Below are 17,564 nucleotides of genomic sequence, written 5' to 3' on the forward strand. Positions count from 1 at the left end.
CGCCGCACGCTCCGAGGAGGCGGTGACCGCGAGCATGCTCGCCGGACTCGCCCTGATCCTCGCCGTGGCCCACGTATGCGCCCGGCTCGCCCGGCGTGTCCGGCAGCCGGCGGTCATGGGAGAGATCATCGCCGGTATNAACGGCCGAGGGAGACATCACCGCCGTGGGACCGTACACCATCGCCGCACGCTCCGAGGAGGCGGTGACCGCGAGCATGCTCGCCGGACTCGCCCTGATCCTCGCCGTGGCCCACGTATGCGCCCGGCTCGCCCGGCGTGTCCGGCAGCCGGCGGTCATGGGAGAGATCATCGCCGGTATCGCCCTGGGCCCGAGCCTGCTGGGCCTCTTCCCCGGCGACCTCACCGAAGCACTGTTCCCCACGGAGACGCGCCCGACCCTGCGGGCACTCTCCCAGCTCAGCCTGGTCCTCTTCATGTTCGGCATCGGCTACCAGATGGACTTCTTCCATCTGCGGGGGAGTGGCCGCCAGGTCGCCGCGGTGTCCCTCAGCTCCGTCACGCTGCCGTTCGCGCTGGGCGCGGGGCTGGCGGTGCTTCTCCACCCCTGGTACGACACATCACAGCTGAGCACCGACGACATCCTCCCACCCGCGCTCTTCCTCGGGGCCGCGATGTCCATCACCGCCTTCCCCGTGCTGGCCCGGATCATCACCGAATCGGGCATGCAGCGCGGCCGCGTCGGTGCCATGGCTCTCGCCTGCGCCGCCATCCAGGACGTCCTCGCCTGGTGCGTGCTGGCCGTCGTCGTCGTGATCACCACCGCGAGCGGACCCTGGCCGCTGGTACGGATGGTGTGTGAGTCGGCCCTGTTCCTCCTGTTCCTCGCCTACGTGGTACGGCGCGGACTGCGCTGGTCGCTGGAGCCTCGGCGGCGCTGGACCGCCGACAGCTCCCTCATCCAGGCCCTTCTCGTCACCGGCCTGCTTCTCTCCGCCTGGGTCACCACCGAGGCCGGGCTGCACGCCGTCTTCGGGGCCTTCGCCTTCGGCGCGGCCGTACCACGAGACCGGATCGAGCGGCAGGCTCCCGAGGTCGCTGAGCGCATCGAGCAGACCAGCCTGTTTCTGCTGCCGGTCTTCTTCGCCGTCACCGGGCTGTCGGTGGACCTGCGTGGACTCGGCGAGCACGGCATCATCATGGTCGTCTCGGTCACCCTGGTGGCGTGTGTGGGCAAATTCGTGGGAGCCGCCGCGTCGGCGCGCCTCTCGGGCATCCCGGGGCGTGAGTCGGTCGCGCTCGGCGTCCTGCTCAACGCCCGTGGACTCACCGAATTGGTGATCCTGAACGTGGGCCTCCAACTGGGCGTGCTGGACGGCCGGCTGTTCACCGCCATGGTCGTCATGGCCCTGGTGACCACGCTCATGACGGGGCCCGTTCTCCAACACTGGAAATTTCCCCAGGAGTTCGGCCTCACACCCATGCCGCGGAGAAGCGTCGAGAAATGATCTGGCGGAACAGTCGCCAGCCCGCTCCTCACGTCTGTCCGGCAGAGGACGCACGGCACATGAGGAGTCAGCGTGCGGCAGTGCCGTATGTCTCTCATCGGCAGGGACGACGATGTCGAGGTGATCAGTGAAGTCCTGCGGGCCATCGGAACGGAGTCGGCCCAGACCCTGCTGATCACCGGTGGACCCGGGGTCGGCAAGACCGCCGTCCTGGAACTGGCGCGCAGGACAGTCCTGGAGGAGGGCGTCAGGGTGCTGCGGCTGCCCTGGGAGACCTCCGAAGGAGCAGCCGGTGTGACCGCTGTGGCCGACGCGGTCTGCGACGTCCTGGCCAACATCCACGACGGCCGCCTTCCGGCGCGCGTCACCGCGATACGCCGCGCGCAGTCGCGCGGCGCGGACCGCGGCGGCGAGCTGACACCGCTGTCCACCATGAGCGAGGTGCTGGCGGACGCGGCCCGCCACACGCCCTTCGCCCTCGTCCTCGACGGTACCGAGCGGATACCGCCACGGACCGCTTCCGCCCTGGGGTTGCTGCTGCGCGTCTTCCGCCCGGTCGGCATACCCGTGGTGATGGCCGGCCGGCCGATGGCGGCCGGACCCGGGCACGGAGATGTCGTGGTGGCAGCCGACCGCGTGCTCGACCTGCCACCGCTCCCCGCCGACGACGTCCACGCGCTCATCGAGCAGCGGGTCGGCCGACCGGTCGAGACAACGCTGGTGGAGGCGGTGCTGCGGGCGCTCGGACCGCTTGAGGGCAATCCGCGGGCCGTGTTGTCCGTACTCACCGCGCTGGACGAGGGCGGGCGCCTGCTGGAACTGGACGGCCACGTCGGCCTGACCGAGCCGGAGCGCGGGCTGCCGTTCGCCGCGGACGTGGCGGAGCCGGGACGGCTCGGCCCGCCGGGCATGCCACGGGACCACGGCCGTATGGAGACGGCAGCCGTGCTGGCGCGCCTGACGGACCGCGCCGAGCTGCGGCTGGAGGACCTGCAGCTCCTGGCACGGCGGCCCGGACCGCGGGGCCGCACCCTCGCCACCACGCTGGACCAGCTGGTACGGGACCGGGTCCTCACCGCCGACCCGGACGGCCGGATCGCGTTCACCGTGCCCGCTCTCGCGGCGGCGTTGCGGACCCTGCCCGCCATCTGCGATGTGCGGTCGTTGCACGCGGGCATCGTCGCGTCCGCGGTCGACCGGCTCGGCGCCGCCACCGCGGGCACCCACCACCCGTGCCTGGCCGGCCACGTGAGGGCCGCCGGCTCGAGGGTCGGCGACGCACAAGCGGTACCGCTGCTGCTGGCGGCGGCGCGCACCTACGCCGAAGCCCAACGGCCCGAGGCGGTCCGGGCCTTCCAATCGGCGCTCCACCGACTGCCGCCCCATGACCCCGGCACGCCGGACGCGCTGCGCGAGGCGGCCGAAGCGGCCCTGCGGCACGGAGATCATCATGGCGCCCTTTCACTGGCCGAACCGCTGCTCGCCCGCCTGCGCCTGCCGCACCGCACCGGCCGCGAGGACGTGGAATTCACCGCACGGGCCTGGCTCTGGGCCGCGCTGCACGAGCACCGGGCCCCGATCGCCGACGACGTCCGCGAGGCGGACCGCGCGGCGCTTTGGCGGGTGCCCGGCGCCGCCTCACTGGCCGCGCTCGGCGGTCTGTACGGGATCGGCCAGGTCTCGCCCCGGCCGGCGCCCCTCCCCGCCTCGGACGCCGACGAAGCCCGCGCCGAGCGGCGGCCCTCCGCCGGGGGAATCGCCACCGGACCACTTCCCTCGCCCGCGGAAGTGCGATTGCTGGCCACCGCCATGGGCAGCGGGATCGAGGTCGAGCGTGCGCTGCGGGGTCTGCCGTACGAGACGATCGGCCACCCGGCCGTGGACCGGTTGCGGAACGCCGCCGCGCACGGTGATCTGGTCGGTGCCCTGGAGGCCGTCCTCGGTGACCGGTACGTCATGGCCGGGGACAGTACCGCCGTCCAGTACCACGCGATGGTCCGTGACTACCTGGCCGGTCACTGGGACGACGCGCTGTCGTCCGCCCGCCGGATCGAGAGGCGGAGCCGGTCCGGGGGCCCGGCCCGAGTGAGCCAGATGGCCCGGGCGCTGGCGGCCGAGATCCATGGCTTTCGCGGTGACATCCGGCGGGCCCGCGCATGGCTCGGCCTGATCCCCGACACCGTCGTCCACCCATTGGTGGATCGCGCGCGCCTCGGTGTCCGGTACTGGTCCGGGGAGGCCGACCAGGCGCTGGAGGACGGATGGACTTACGTCCGGCGGGCGCGCCAGAACGGTCTGCTGATGGGCGTCGACAGGGTTCTGCTCCGCATCGCGGCGTACGCCCTCTACGACGGCAGACTCCAGGCGGTCCAGCGGGCGCTGGAGGAGTTGGAGACGCTGGACGAGGAGACCGGGTCGGGCATGTCGCGGGAAAGCCTGCTCCTCGTGCGGGGTGTGCTGCACGGTGATCGCGAGAGTCTGCTGGCCGGCCACCGCCTGGTGCGGAAGCGGGGCGACGCGCTGCTGGAGGTGCACTGCCACCAATGGCTGGCCGAGGCCGACGACGATCCCCAGCAGTGGCTGGCCGAGGCCACGCGGCACGCCCACCGACTGGGGATCGGACAGCCGCTGCGCACCTTGATCGGACGGGCGGCGCGACGGCGCAACGTGACCGTGCCTCTGCCACGGCGGCGTGCGGTCAACGACGTACTGAGCGAGCCGGACCTCCGTCTGATCGAGGTGATCAGCGGTGGGGCGACCAACCGGCAGATCGCCGCCCGCCTCGCCTGCAGCGAGAAGACGGTGGAGCAGCGGCTGACGCGGCTGTTCCAGCGGACCGGGTGCCGATCCCGCGCGGAGCTGGCCGCGGCCTGGCTGGACGGCGGCCTCGCCCGGCGGGGACTGGTGCCGAAGCACGCTCCGCCGGCCCGTGCCGGGGGCGGCGCGCCGCCGTCCGACCGGGTGGGCCGTTGAGGAGTGCGGTCCGAAGACCCCTCGCGGCCCATGTCTCACCGTCGGGTCCGCCCGCCTCCGCGACCCGTGCCCGGCGAGGAGGGACGCGCCCAGTGGAGGCCGTCCACAGAGGCGACCAGCCCGTCGGGGAACACCGGCTTCTCGTCCTCGTCACCCCCGATGAGTGCGGTGGCCTGTACCTGAGCCTGTTGTTGCATCACTTCGCCCATGAACGGCGACTGGAACAGCGGGAGGTTCTCGTCCTCGGCGGACTGGCTCTGGTTGGCCTTGACCAGTTTCTCCAGCTCACGGGCCGTCCCGGTGATCCTCGACCGGGTGGACTGCCGACTGTCGAACGCCATGTCCAAGGAGGCGACCCCGCCGACCAGTTCCACGAAGGCCGCCAACTCGGTGTCGGTGGCCTGGGTCACCTGCTTCGCCTGCCAGTAGTAGGAACGCTCGTCGACGTGCAGGTTGTAGAAGGACATCAGGAACTCGTAGAACAAGCCGTACTCGCGGCGGTACCGCGACTCGAACTCCTCGAAACTACGCCGTTCGTCGATGCCACCCGCCAGCACGGTGTTGATCGAGCGGGCGGCCAGGAGACCGCCGTAGGTGGCGAGGTGGACCCCCGAGGAGAACACCGGGTCGACGAAGCAGGCGGCATCGCCGACCAGGACCATGCCGTTTCCCCAGAACTGGGTGTTGAGGTACGAATAGTCCTTGCGGACGCGGACCTGGCCGTAGACGCCCTCGGTGACCCGGGTCGCGTCCGCGAGCAGGTCGCGGATCCTGGGGGCCTTGTCGATCAGCCGCAACAGGGACTGTGCCTGGTCGCCCTGGATCCGGTCCGCCCATTCATGGTTGATCACCACACCGACGCTGGTCAGGGTGTCGGACAGGGGGATATACCAGAACCAGCCGTCCTCGAAGGCCTCACAGAAGATGTTTCCCGGTGAGGCGGGCAGTCGCTTGCCGCCGTTGAAGTATCCGAAGACGGCGATGTTGCGGAAGAAGTCGGAGTACACGCGCTGGGAGCCGAAGGCGGAAGAGGTCCGGCTCTTGTTGCCGGAGGCGTCCACGACGTACGTGGCCCGTACGTCCCGACGCCGGCCCTGCGGATCCGTGTAGCCCACGCCCACGACCCGTTCGCCTTCTTTGACGACATTGCTGACGGCGCAGCCCTCCCGTACGTCGACTCCCACCCTGGCGGCGTTCTTGAGCAGGATGTGGTCGAACTTCATCCGCTCGACCTGGAAGGCGTACGAGGTGGGTCCGGCCATGTGGGGTGAGACCGAGAAGAAGAAGGACCAGGGCTGCGGATCGGTTCCCCAGCGGAACGTGCCACCCAGCTTGCGGATGAATCCGGCCTCTTCCACCTCCTGGTCCACGCCCAGCAGCCGGCAGACGCCGTGCACGGTGGCGGGCAGCAAGGACTCGCCGATTTGATAGCGGGGGAAGACCTCCTTCTCCAGCAGCAGTACCCGGTGGCCTTGCATGGCGACGAACGAGGCCGTTGTCGAGCCTCCCGGACCGCCGCCGATCACGACGACGTCGAACTCCTCGTCTGCCACCGCTGCCTCCTCGAACGCATCCCTGACGGTGTTACGGGTGCTGGGTCCGACGAGGCGTCAGAGCCCATCCACCGTCGGCATCGGTGGGCGGCGTCCCACCTCGTGTTCACCCCTGTGACAACACGAAGTTGACCGCACAAGGCCGGGACGGTGAAACCGCAAAGCCCGCCGTTACGGACCGGCGAGGCCATCGGGGCGCGGATCCCGCTGCGCGGCCCATGCCGCGAGGTGCGCGCGCGAACGAAGGCCGAGCGTCGTGCGGATGTTGTGGATATGCGTCTCCACCGTGCGCACGGACAAGTAGAGCCGAGACGCTATCTGGCGGTTGGTCAGCCCATCCACGACCAGGTCGATCACATCCCACTCCCGTTCACTCAGCGGGCTGCCACCGGTTGTCTCGCTGGGAAGCTCGTCCTCTTCTCCCAGCGCGTACCGTACGGCGTGGTGAGGTCCCAGCCGGCTTCCGAGCGCGAGCGCGTGCTCGCATCGTTTCGCCGGCAGCGCTTGCCTGGCCGTGGTCAACGCGGTCCGGACACGCTCCTGCCACCAGGACGCGAGGCCGAGGGGGCTCGCACCGAGGGCCAGACCCGCCGCCATGAGCCGCACCCCTCGTTCGAACTGATGCGTTCGCACGGCGACGACGGCCAGACCCTCGACCGCACGGGCCACGGTGTCCGACGGAACCGCGGTTTCCTGCAGCAGTTCGATGAAGTACTTCTCCGCCTCCGGAAGGCTGTTCCGCTCCAAGGCGAGAGCACCCGCGGTATGCAGGGCCGCGCTCAAGTGGCGCGGCGGTGACTCGGCCCGCAGCACGGGAAGCGTCCTCTCGATCAGTTTCCGCGCTCGTGGCGCGTCTCCCCGGAACAGACAGTGACGGCCCAGGTGACTGAGGGCGACCGAGGTCATGAGGTCGTCGCCCAGACGGCGGCTGATTTTCAGGCACTCGTGTACCTCGGTCAGCGCCGCGGTGTGTTCCCCTCGCGTCTCCTGGACGAGGCTGAGCAGGAGCAGCCGACGGCTGAGCGACGGCTGGTGACCGCCTTCGCGCCCGAGCTCCACCGCTTGCCTGAGCAGCCGTAGGGCTTCGTCGTACTCACCCTCCTGACCGGCCAGGAGGGCCGCCCCTTCAAGGGCGATGCCGCGGTAGGCCGACCGGGTGTCAGTCCGGCCCAAGGCACCCGAGACCAGCTTCCGCGTGACCGACGGCACACCGGGCTCCTCTCCCAGAGCCGCCCCTATGGTGAGTGCGCCCGCCAAGAGCAGCTGGCGCTCGTCGTTCCCCCGACTCAGCCAGTCCAGAGCGTGGATGAGGTTGCTCTGCTCGGTCCTCAGCCACTTGGCCATGTGCGACGACACGACCGAGGTGTCCTGGAGCGGGCTCGTCCGTTCAGTGAGCCAGGCCGTCGAGCGATCATGGACGTGCGGCTCCTCGCCCTCGGCGCGAAGTTGCTCGTGCCCGTAGCGACGGAGGGACTCCAGCATCCGGAACCGGGCCCGGTGCGGCTGATCGGAACACGGTGTGATGAGGGATTTCGCGACGAGGCGTGACAGGAGTGCGGCCACTTCCGCGTCCGGAGTCCGCTCACCGGAACATACGGCCGCGGCGGCATCCGGCCCGAACCCGCCCGGCAGCACCGACATCCGCCGAAACAGCCGTTGCTCCCCGGGCGTCAGCAGATCGTAGCTCCACTGGAACGCGGCTCGCAGGCTCTGATGGCGCCGATCGGATGTCCGCCAGCCCTGAATCAACAGCGAAACGCTCTTGTCCAGCCGATCGTGAATATCGGGCAGTGGGAGAGTGCCCACCAGCCGGGCGGCCAATTCTATGGCGAGCGGCAAACCGTCGAGGCGGGTGCATATGGCGCCTACGTGCTCGGCGTTCTCTTTCGTGATCTGGAACCCGGGTGCGACTGATTGCGCCCGTTCACAGAACAAACGCATCGCGTCCCAGTGCAGATATCCAGAAGGGTGCGGACCTCCGCCGCGGAGGTCGGGGAGGGGCAGACCACTCATCGGGTGGACGGTCTCCCCGGGAAGGCACAACGGTTCGCGGCTGGTGGTCAGAACGCGCAACTTCGGGTGCTCAGGCAGTAGTTCACCGAGCAGCTGACCGCACTCGTCCAGCACATGTTCACAGGTGTCCAGCACCAGCAGCAGCGTTCGGTCGCGCAACGACGCCGTGAGCGGCTCCGCGGCCACAGGGCCGTCCTCACCACGCTCACCCAGCAGCAACTCGGCAACTCGCCGTTTCACCCAACCGCCTGGTGTGAGGGAGTCCAGCTCCGCGAAGACAACCTCACGGCGTCCGCCGCGTTGCTCTTGTTCGGCCAATTCCACGGCCAGCCGAGTCTTCCCCACTCCCGGCGGGCCGGTGAGGGTCACCAACCGCTCGGACCGGAGCAGCCGCCGTAATTCCACCACCTCGTCGCCACGGCCGACAAAGCTGCTCAACTGAGTCAGAAGCCTGCTGGGGTCCGCATTCCTTATCACGCCGACTTGTGAGCGACGTCGGTAAGCGCGCTGACGGCAGGCGTTTGAGCAGTACCGCTGAGAGGTCGATGGTTTCCTGTGTCCCCCCGCTCTGTCGATCGGTCCGTTACAGGCTGCGCATGAGGAGAGCGTCCCAGTGGTCACTGCACTTCCTTTCCCGGCAAGGCTGCCGGTGCGGAACGGATGGATGCGCGGATGCGGCCGCGCGCGGCCGTGATCGCGGCCGGTCGGTTGTCGCTCGGGGGACGAGCCACTGCGCTGACGCTTCAGGGGCCGCTGCCCGGCCCGGACAGATCTTCGCGGGTGCCGCGATCTTCGAAGTCCAGGGAGCCGGGGCGCAGGGTGCGGCAGGCGTTGTGGAAGCGGTGGCGCCGGCCGATGAGGCTCAAGGGGTTGGTGCGGTCATGCTGGCACGGCGGATCGGCAGATTCCGCATGGTTCCCGCCTCGCTCGCTTAACTACAGGGAAACCTGGCACGAAGCCTCAGCAGGCGCCGGGACGTCGCCCGGGAGGGCGGTCGTCGCCGGTCAGCGGCCATCGGCCGGCCAGGACGCCACCCGTGAGTACGGCTGTGACGAGCTCCGTGCGGGACCGCAGCCCGGTGCGGGCGAACAGCCGGGTGAGCCGGTTGGCGACGGCATCCTCGCTGAGCCCCAGCACCGTGGCGATCCGGCGGTTGGTCAGCCCCTCGGCGATGAGAACGGCGAACAGGCGCTCGTTCTCGTCGGTGGCTTGCCTACGGCCGGGGACGGTCAGCCGAGCCTCTCGCTGCGCGACCCTGGTACGGAAGCGCCACAGCAACGCATCGCACTCGCCGAAGAGTTCATACGCCTCGTACAGAAGCGTGGCCGGACCCGCATGCCCGGCGGCGGCCGTCAGGGTGAGCGCCGTCTCGGCGACCTGGCCCCTGGAACGGGCCAGGTCCACCGCCTCGCCCAGGTACCTGCGAGCGGCGCCGGCGCAGTCCTGCCCCAGGACCTTTGCCGACGTCACCAGGAGGAGCAGACGCGACCGCCCGCTGTCCAACCGCCCGGCGATCCGCTCAAGCCGCCTCAGACACCTCACGGCCGCACCGGTGCGCCCCGTCTCCGCGAGGAGAACGGCGAGTGCGGCCCACAGCTCGTCGGTGCCGTGGACCTCGCCGCGCCTGCTCGCCGCGCGCAGGCCGCGCCGCAGGGCCTGCTCCGCGCCCGCCGCGTCACCGAAGGCCCGCAGCGCTTCGGCCTCGACCCTGTCGAGAGAGTGCTCGGACGGGTGGCCTCCCGCCCGGTCCCGCGCGCTGTCGATCAGGCGGCCCGCGGTGGTGATGCGGCCACGGGCGAGGAGGATGTCCGCCGTCCGGGCGGGAAGCAGATGGTGGTCGGACGCCGGCGTGAACACCCGGTCGGTCGCCAGCAGCCGACGGGCCGACTCCAGCGCCTCGTCCCACCGGCCTCTCAGGTGGTGCCAGAGGAATACGCTGCACGGGGGCAGCTCTGCGAGGGTCAGGCCCCGGGCGGACAACAGCGCCTCCGCCGCCCGCAGATCGCGGGAGCAGAGCAGTTGGTCGAACTGCTGAATGGTCAGCGCGTACCGCTGGTCGGGCGACATGTCCCGGATCTCCGGTCCGGCCAGCAGGCGTGCGAACCGCCCGGGACGCCCGACCACCAGCTCCGCGCCCGCGGCGTACAACTCGGGCAGCGCACGGCTGCCCGGATCGGCGTTCCACAACGACTCGGACCGTGCGAGGAGCTCCAGCCCCTCCTGCCACCTCGCCAGTTTCAACTGGGCCAGCGCGCGGCCGGTCACCGCGGCCGGAGCGGGCAGCGGCAGCGTGTGCCACCACTGCGCCGTGGCCATCCGGGAGAGATCCGCCCAGTCGTGACAGGCGGCCGTTGCCGCCACCAGCACACTGGCGGCGCTCTGCAGCATCGGTGTGCCGAGACCGGCCGCGGGGGTGCGCACGGCCTGAAGGGACGCGGTCCGCGCGGTCGGGTAGTCACCTGCCGTGTAGGCCGCCCTGGCATACCTCAGCAGGATCGCGGCGCGGGCGGCGGGTTCCTCGGTGAGGCGGGCGGCTGCCCGGAACCACCGCAGTGTCCCGCGGCCCTCGTAGTCCGGGTACAGCCGCTCCGCGGCGGCCGTCAGTTCCGCCACCGCGAGTCCGTGGTCGACCAGGACACCCGCGTCGGCGATCCGGTCCGGCAGGTAGACCTCCGCGTCCGCCTCCTCCAGAATGTCCGCTGTCCGGGGGCCCTCTGTGGCCCCGATGCCCGACACTTGACCGCGCGCCCACAGCGCCTTTACGGCGGCGGCGGACAGGCGACCGCGTTCCAGCGGTCCCAGCCGGTGCCACAGAGCGTGTGCCACCAGTGGCACGCGGAACGTCCAGCCGCGCACCCCGGCGCCGTCCCGCCCCGGTAACGCGTCCAGGATTCCCGCGTCGACCAGCACACGGATCCCGTCGCTGACCGCGTCGGCGGACAGCCCGGTCGACGCCGCGGTCAGCTCCGCGGCCCGCCGGCCGAGCGGCCACAGCACGCTCAACGCCTCGGCCACCGTCCGGCAGGGCTCGCCCAGCGCGTCCAGCGCCACGATGAAACGGTCGTCGTCCGGCAGTACCGGTATGGACGTTCCCGTACTCAAGAAGGCGTGGCCGGCCATCCGTATCGGGTCCTGGCGAGTCCACTCGCCGAGCAGGGCGTCGACCGCCCCCGGGATGCCCCGGCTCAGCTCGTGCAGGCGACGGACAAGGCCCGCGATGGGGACAGCCCGCAACCGTTGCGCCGCCACGGCCGCCACCTCGCCCTCCTCGAGGCGCGGCAGAACGATCGTCAGCGCCGCCGGGTCGTCCGCCAGCCGCCCCACCGCCTCAACCGACGCGCGGCGCCGGTGAGTCCCACCCTCGGTGTGCCCGATCGCCGAGAACACCAGTCGGACACTCGCCACACTCGGTGCGAGGTCGATCCCGCCCAGCAAGGACAGCGATTCGGCGTCGGCATACTGGGCGTCGTCCACCACGACGGCCACGGGCACGGAGGAGGCCGCCGGCTGGGTCAGCGCGGTGGCGAGCGCCTCGGCCATCACGGCCCGGTCGCCCCTTTCCGCGGCGTGCACTGCCTCCGTGGAGGGGTTGCCGACCCCGCGCCGACGCGACATCGCTCCCCGGTGTTCCTCCAGCGCCAGCATCAGACGCAGGACCAGCAGCAGAGGGCGTTCCTCGTCGCCGGGAACACACCTCGGCGTCAGAACCGCTGTCCCTTCCGCACGAAGCCGTTCGGCGAGGGTGCTGATGAACAGAGTGCGACCGATGCCGCGTTCACCCCGGACGAGCACCATGCGCGCCCCGCCCGGATCGCTCAGGACACGGAGGACCTCCTCCAACTGCCGCTCGCGGCCCAGTGGACAGCGGGACGTACGGTCGCCCGGGTACGCCACCGTGCCCTGGTGCATGCGTTCTGTCTCGGTCGGACCATCCACGTCGACCGGACTTTATCGCAGGGGAGTTGGGGGAGTGGCGTGTCTCGGTCCTGCTTCCCGCCTCTGCGGGAGGGCCCCGGGAACCCGGCGGTTGGCCATGGCTTTACGTGTCGTAAGCCATGGTCCGGCTGATGGCGCGCGTCACGGCGACCACGGCGGGGATGTGGGCCGATGGCTCGGTCCGCTCGGAGGACGTGAGGATCGAGACGGCGGCGATGACAGTCTGATGACGGTCGAAAATCGGGGCCGCGATCGCGGTCGTTGGGAATGCGCAGTGGCGGCGTGAGTACACCGCGTACCGGTCGCGGCGGACGGCGGCAAGTCGCGACCGTAGCGCATCGCCGTCGCCGTTCGGGTCCCCCGTCTCCGCCCCGTCCGCGTGTGAGTCACCGCCGAGGACGTCATCTTGCACATGTGCGGGGGCGAAGGCCAGCAGGACGAGGCCGGGGGCGGTTGTGTGCAAGGGCATTCGGCCGCCGACTCGGTAGGCGACGGGTTCGGCGTGGTGGGAGGTCAGCCGCTCGACGAGGACTCCGTCCAGGTTCTCGCGCACGACCAGAGCCACGTGCTGTCGCGTGGCGTGCAGCAAGTCCTGCATGTAGGGCAAGGCGATGGCGCGCAAGCCGTGGCCGCGCGGTGCGAGGGCCGCGATTTCCAGCAGCCTTAAGCCGATCGTGTACTGACCGGAGTCGGTTCGCTCCAACGCTCCCTTCTCGACGAGCTTGCGGGCGATGCGCAGTGCGGTGGCCTTGGGCAGTTCCGACCGAGCGGCCAGTGAGGTCAACGACAGCACCGGCGTGTCCGGTCCGAAGCAGTCGAGTACGCGAAAGGCCCTGTCGAGCAGGGCTTCGCCGTGGGATGCGCGGTGTCCCCGAACAGGGGTGGCTTCCGCTTCGGCGCCGTTGCCGTCGTCGACTTGGTTCATAGCGGCTCCGCTAGTCGTCCGGGATGTTGGTTCACTCAATGAAACCGGGGGTGGCCAGCCGTCACTGGGCCGGTGATCATAGCTCGGTCGCTCCTCACCTGGCAGGCATGGGCCTGAACCGGGTAGTGCGCATGGACAGGAGGTGAGCCAGACCGCCGGGTGCCTCAACTTCGGGATCTGTAAGTGGAGGGGTTCGTGTAGAGATGTTCGTTTCGGGGTGAGGGGTTGTATCAAGGGTGCTGGTCGTGGCGGTGGCTATTGATCCCTGGTGAAACTGCGCATGTCGCCTTCCGGCGATGACAGACGTGCAGCACGAAGGCCCTCGCCCGCTGGTTGATCACGGCGTAAATGTCCCTGGTCCAGTGGCTGAGACCCTCGATAAGGTCACCGTCGTCGTCGGGCTCACGTCCTTCCCCACGACCCCCGCCGCGCCGACCGCTTGCCGCTCGCTGGCTTGCTCATCGAGAGCGGTCGGGGCCGTCTCCGTGCACAGCATCGAAAGGAAAGTGTCATGCGTAAGCGCTCCCTCGCTCTCACGGTCTTATCCGCCACCTTCGCCGGCATCGCAGCCACCGCGCCCAGCGCGTCGGCGGCCGGCAGCAGTGCCTGCGCGGACGGCAACTTCTGCCTGTGGCCCACCTTTGCGTCCTACCCCACCCCCGTCGAAACCCCGGTCCTGGTGACCAGCGGTGACTGGTCCGGAAACGTCGACGGTTTCGTGTTCCAGAACACGGGGTCCCGCGCTGTCGACGTGGAGTACACCTCTTACCTGGACCACGGGACCACCCCGGTGGACGGCACGGTGTGTGTCACGAGAGACAAGGCGAGTAGGCAGTTCTTCTACAACCCGACGACCGTGCACAAGGTCACGTGGCGCGCCGACAACACGTGCTGACATGACAGCACAGCGGGTGCTTCCCGTCAGGAAGCGCCCGCCTGTCCCGCCGGCCCCGGTCGGATGACGGGGGGACGCGTCGCGCCGGTGTCGGGGGGCGGATCGCGGTGACGTAGCCCCTCCCGGGGCCGGGACCGCTCTCAAGGGCGGTCGAGCCGGAGGCGCTCGGCCCTCGGCAGCCCCGCGACCACCAGGTCGTAGGAGTCCTCGATGAGCTCCCGGACCAGCTGGTCGGGAAGGCCGCCGTCGACCGTCACCGTGTTCCAGTGGCGCTTGTTCATATGCCACCCCGGGACGATCAGCTCCGGGTGCCCGGCACGGAGCCGGCCCGCGTCCGCCGGGTCGCACTTCAGATTCACCGTGAGCGGACGGGCGTCCAGCGTCGACAGGGCGAAGATCTTGCCGACCACTTTGAAGGCCGAGACTTCCGGGTGGCGGGAGAACGGGAACTCCTCCACCGCCGCGTTGAAGGAGAGACAGAAGGACCGCAGCTGCTCGGGGGTCACTCCCCATGCTCCTCTTCTCCTCGTACTCGACCGAAGCGGCCCGAGGGACTCAAGGGGGTGCAAGGACGATGCCCACCGTAGCTCACGCCTCCGACAGCCGGTTCCGTCTCATCGGCCTGACCGGCACACCGCTGACTTACCGGTTCGATCCGTAGTACCCTTTCGATAGGTAGATCCAAGGTGGTCACGGGCGTCACGACAGGAGGGCCGTCGCATGCCGGCAGCAGGCGAGACAGAGCGCGCCCCGAACATCGCCAAGAACGTATGGGACGCCGCGGGCCACCGTGCCAGGAACGAAGGCCTCCCCCTGATCTGGGTTGCCTCCCGAGCCCTCACCGACTACGCCGCCGGGACTCTCGCGCTGCCGCGCACCTCTCCGAACCCTGAGGCGCGCAACCGGCGAGGCCGCACCATCTTCACCACGGATGCCGTATGGCACGCGGCCAACGAGCGCCGCATCAAGGACACGGTCCGGTCCATGTCCGCCCTCGTCGAGATCCTGCTGGACGCCTACGCCCGAGGCGAGGTCCACACCCACGCCCGCATGGTCACCACCGGCCAGCGCGATGCCCTCGCCGTCACCAGCACCCCCGGCGACCCCACGGGCGCTACGCGCTCCACACTGTCCGTAGCCTGACCGCCACCACCGAAGGAATGCCGCTCATGACCGCCGGGCCGCTCGCCTCGGGGGCCGTGCCCCCCATGCCGGACAGGACGCCGAAAGCGCTCCGCGCCGCCATCGCCCAGCACGCGCCGCAACTTCTCGTCGACTTCGACCGGCATTGGCGTCGCGACATCGCCGATGCCTACGACCTCGCGCCGGTCCCCGCCTTCATGGCCCGCTGGTGGGGCGAATACGCCGTCGCCCGCGACCCGCGCCTGGAGGCGAAGGTGCACGCCCTGGAGGACGAGGCCGACCGGGAGCCCGACTACAGCCGCGCCAAAGCCCTCATCGAGGAAGCCGGGAACCTTCGCCGTCAGGCAGCGAAGGCGGAACCCGGCCAGTGACCGACGGTTTCATGGGCCGCCCTGGCAAGCGGACTGGACCAAGAAGGCCGAGGAAGACCGCGACGCCCTCCCAGAAGCGGCCCGCACTCTCGTATACGCCGCCCGCGCCGAACTCGTCACCGCCGCCGACCCCTACTTTCGGGGCATCGACACCGACCGGGACCTTCCAGCCGGAATGAGCGTGGAACCGGCCCAGTCCACCCGCCCCGGCGGTCAGCACGTCCTCTACTTCGACCACGGACGTGGCTGGCTGCGGTACCAATTCACCAGGAGAACCACCGACCCTCAGCTCGTGATCGAAGAGTGCTTCTGGCAGTGAGCCGATCGCACCGCTCGCTCCCCGGCGGCCGATCGCACCCGCCCGGTGTCGAGAGGCGCCATCCCGTCAGGCCCATCCCTTGAGTCCGACTTCTCACGTCCCGGCGAGGGCGGCTCGCAGTTCGTCGGTCACCGTGTGCAGGCAGCTGCCGAAACTCGCACGCCCTTCGGCCTCGATCCAGTGCCGGAAGGCGTTCTGGAAGGCCACCGTGGCCAGCTGCGCGACCAGTTCGGCCGTCTCGGCGTTCACCTGACGTTGCTTCAGGGCGTCACGGATCGCAGCGGTGATCGCGGCGGTCTTGGTCCGTTCGCGCTCCTGCAACTCGGGGCTGGCGTCGATCACCGCCCGGCGCTCCTTCGCGCCGTCCACCTGCTCGACGAGCTCGGCACCGACTCGTGCCAGCGCGTCGAGGGCGGCGGCGAACGGAGCCGCGTTCGGGTCCGCCGCCAGAACCGCCTCCGCCAGCGCCGGGGGCAGGCGCTCCGAGCCGGCGAAGAGGACCTCGCGCTTGTCGGGGAAGTAGCGGAAGTAGGAGCGCCGGGTGAGTCCGGCCCGCTCGGCGATATGGGTCACCGTCACGTTGTCGTAGCCGCGCTCCAGATACAGCTCCAGAGCCGCCCGCTTCAGGCGCTCTTCGGCGCCTGGATCCCATCTCGCCATGGGCCGACGGTAACAGGTGATGTCCCACTGTGTCATCGGTGCTAGCCTGCACTCATGGCACACTGTGTCATCACTGTGGGGCGCTCGTCCCCGGTGCGGCCCGGAGCGGACAGGGTGACGTTCACATGACCGAGACCAGCGAGACCAGCGAGACCAGCGGGACGGCTGGCGAGAGCAGGGCGAACGACGAGGTGTGGATCGTCGGGGCCACCGGCCGTGTCGGCCGAGGTGTGACCGCGCGACTGGCCGCCCGGGGGCTGACGGTCGTGCCGGTCGGGCGCAGCCGGGAGCGGATGGTCGCCGCCGGGGCCGAAGCCGGTCTGCCCGCGGACACGAAGGTGGTCGTCGTCGACTCGGCCGAGCGGATCGCGGACGAGATCGTGCGGGAGCGCCCGCGCGTGGTGGTGAACACGATGGGCGCTTTCGCCGCCACGGCACCGTTGATCGCCCGTGCCTGCATGCCCGGCGGCCACTACGTCGACCAGGCCAACGACGTGGTCGCCGTGGAGGGGCTGCTCGCCCTGCACGACGAAGCGGTGCGGGTGGGCAGCACCCTGGTCACCGGCGTCGGATTCGGTGTGCTGGCGACGGAGGCGGTGGTGGCGAAGCTGTGCGACGGGCGGCCCACGCCGCACCGGGTGCGGGTCGACGCCGTGGCCTCGGTGGCCGTCGAGGCGGGCGTGCTCGGTGCCGCCCTGGCGGCCAGCATCGTGGACGCGCTCACCGCCGGCGGGCGGCGGTACGAGAACGGGCGGCTGGTGACCTCGCGCCTCGGCGCGGACGTGCAGCGACTCGCCTTCCCGGACGGGGAGTCGGCGAAGTCGGCGGGTGTCGCGTCCGGCGAGCTCGTCGCGGCGCATGCGGTGAGCGGAGCGCCGTTCGTCACCGCTACCTCCGCTCTCGTGCCGACCGCTCCGCTGATGCGTGTCCTGCTCCCGCTGCTGGGCCGCCTGCTGTCCGTTCCGGCGCTGCGACGCCTCGCCCTCGACCGGCTCGGCCGGGCCCCGATCAAGGCCGCACCCCGTCCGCGCGAGCACTCCTGGGGGCATGCCGTCGTGGAGTGGGTGGACGGCACCCGGCACGAGGGATGGCTCCGCGCCGGCGACGGCATGGACTTCACGGCCGACGTCACCGCCACCGTCACCGAACTGCTGGCCCGCGGTGGCGGCAGCCCCGGCGCCTGGACACCGGCAGCCGCCTTCGGGCCCGACCTGGCGACAACCGCGGGCGGCACCTTCGTACTGGACTGAGCAGAGCTGATGGCCGCCGTCTCAGTCGGCGCGTGGAGCGGCCCTGACGACGTCGAAGGG

Annotated in this window: 14 protein-coding genes; 7 read left to right on the forward strand and 7 right to left on the reverse strand. The window is 70.3% G+C overall.

Annotation, left to right across the window (positions count from 1 at the left end):
- Positions 1-164 precede the first annotated feature (164 nt).
- Both IEJ02_RS06325 and IEJ02_RS06330 read left to right on the forward strand, forming a co-directional pair.
- Positions 165-1,466 (forward strand): cation:proton antiporter, encoded by a 1,302-nt coding sequence (locus tag IEJ02_RS06325; RefSeq protein WP_317985736.1) that lies wholly within the window; start codon positions 165-167, stop codon positions 1,464-1,466.
- A 72-nt stretch (positions 1,467-1,538) separates the two neighbouring features.
- Positions 1,539-4,439 (forward strand): AAA family ATPase, encoded by a 2,901-nt coding sequence (locus tag IEJ02_RS06330; RefSeq protein ID WP_191063812.1) that lies wholly within the window; start codon positions 1,539-1,541, stop codon positions 4,437-4,439.
- A gap of 35 nt (positions 4,440-4,474) precedes the next feature.
- On the opposite strand, the gene IEJ02_RS06335 is transcribed toward IEJ02_RS06330, so the two are convergent.
- The 5 genes from IEJ02_RS06335 to IEJ02_RS06350 form a co-directional block, all read right to left on the reverse strand.
- A complete protein-coding gene (locus tag IEJ02_RS06335; RefSeq protein WP_191063813.1) occupies positions 4,475-5,992 on the reverse strand; it encodes a tryptophan 7-halogenase in 1,518 nt (505 codons plus the stop codon).
- 171 nt (positions 5,993-6,163) lie between these two features.
- On the reverse strand, positions 6,164-8,329 hold the full coding sequence (locus IEJ02_RS06340; protein WP_191063814.1) for an ATP-binding protein: 2,166 nt from the start codon (positions 8,327-8,329) through the stop codon (positions 6,164-6,166).
- Positions 8,330-8,748: 419 nt separating this feature from the next.
- Entirely contained in the window at positions 8,749-8,871 is a 123-nt protein-coding gene (locus IEJ02_RS49780) for a hypothetical protein (RefSeq protein WP_263407917.1), read from the reverse strand.
- 94 nt (positions 8,872-8,965) lie between these two features.
- Positions 8,966-11,914 (reverse strand): AAA family ATPase, encoded by a 2,949-nt coding sequence (locus IEJ02_RS06345; RefSeq protein WP_223863477.1) that lies wholly within the window; start codon positions 11,912-11,914, stop codon positions 8,966-8,968.
- Between the two features lie 130 nt (positions 11,915-12,044).
- Positions 12,045-12,866: an IclR family transcriptional regulator gene (locus IEJ02_RS06350; protein ID WP_191063816.1), complete on the reverse strand. Its 822-nt coding sequence runs from the start codon at positions 12,864-12,866 to the stop codon at positions 12,045-12,047.
- Positions 12,867-13,377: 511 nt separating this feature from the next.
- Here IEJ02_RS06350 and IEJ02_RS06355 point away from each other — a divergent pair.
- Positions 13,378-13,761 carry a hypothetical protein gene (locus IEJ02_RS06355; protein WP_191063817.1) on the forward strand — a complete coding sequence of 128 codons (384 nt, stop codon included), beginning with the start codon at positions 13,378-13,380 and terminating at the stop codon, positions 13,759-13,761.
- A 140-nt stretch (positions 13,762-13,901) separates the two neighbouring features.
- Here IEJ02_RS06355 and IEJ02_RS06360 read toward each other — a convergent pair whose 3' ends face one another.
- Complete coding sequence (locus tag IEJ02_RS06360) at positions 13,902-14,267, reverse strand: MmcQ/YjbR family DNA-binding protein (protein ID WP_191063818.1); 366 nt, start codon at positions 14,265-14,267, stop codon at positions 13,902-13,904.
- 214 nt (positions 14,268-14,481) lie between these two features.
- Between IEJ02_RS06360 and IEJ02_RS06365 the strand changes: the two genes are divergently transcribed.
- From IEJ02_RS06365 to IEJ02_RS50300, 3 genes are all read left to right on the forward strand, one after another.
- Positions 14,482-14,904, forward strand: a complete 423-nt coding sequence (locus tag IEJ02_RS06365; protein ID WP_162002105.1) for a hypothetical protein — start codon at positions 14,482-14,484, stop codon at positions 14,902-14,904.
- Positions 14,905-14,930: 26 nt separating this feature from the next.
- Positions 14,931-15,275, forward strand: a complete 345-nt coding sequence (locus tag IEJ02_RS06370; protein ID WP_223863478.1) for a DUF6247 family protein — start codon at positions 14,931-14,933, stop codon at positions 15,273-15,275.
- A gap of 175 nt (positions 15,276-15,450) precedes the next feature.
- The gene (locus tag IEJ02_RS50300) at positions 15,451-15,594 is read left to right on the forward strand and encodes a hypothetical protein (RefSeq protein WP_317985737.1); all 144 of its coding nucleotides are present in this window, start codon (positions 15,451-15,453) and stop codon (positions 15,592-15,594) included.
- A gap of 93 nt (positions 15,595-15,687) precedes the next feature.
- On the opposite strand, the gene IEJ02_RS06380 is transcribed toward IEJ02_RS50300, so the two are convergent.
- On the reverse strand, positions 15,688-16,254 hold the full coding sequence (locus IEJ02_RS06380) for a TetR/AcrR family transcriptional regulator (RefSeq protein ID WP_191063819.1): 567 nt from the start codon (positions 16,252-16,254) through the stop codon (positions 15,688-15,690).
- 125 nt (positions 16,255-16,379) lie between these two features.
- On the opposite strand from IEJ02_RS06380, the gene IEJ02_RS06385 reads away from it, so the two are divergent.
- Positions 16,380-17,504, forward strand: coding sequence for a saccharopine dehydrogenase family protein (locus IEJ02_RS06385; RefSeq protein WP_191063820.1), 1,125 nt, complete (start codon positions 16,380-16,382; stop codon positions 17,502-17,504).
- The last annotated feature ends 60 nt before the right edge of the window (positions 17,505-17,564 follow it).

The sequence above is a fragment of the Streptomyces sp. 5-10 genome (assembly GCF_014712245.1).
Taxonomy (GTDB): Bacteria; Actinomycetota; Actinomycetes; order Streptomycetales; family Streptomycetaceae; genus Streptomyces; species Streptomyces violaceusniger.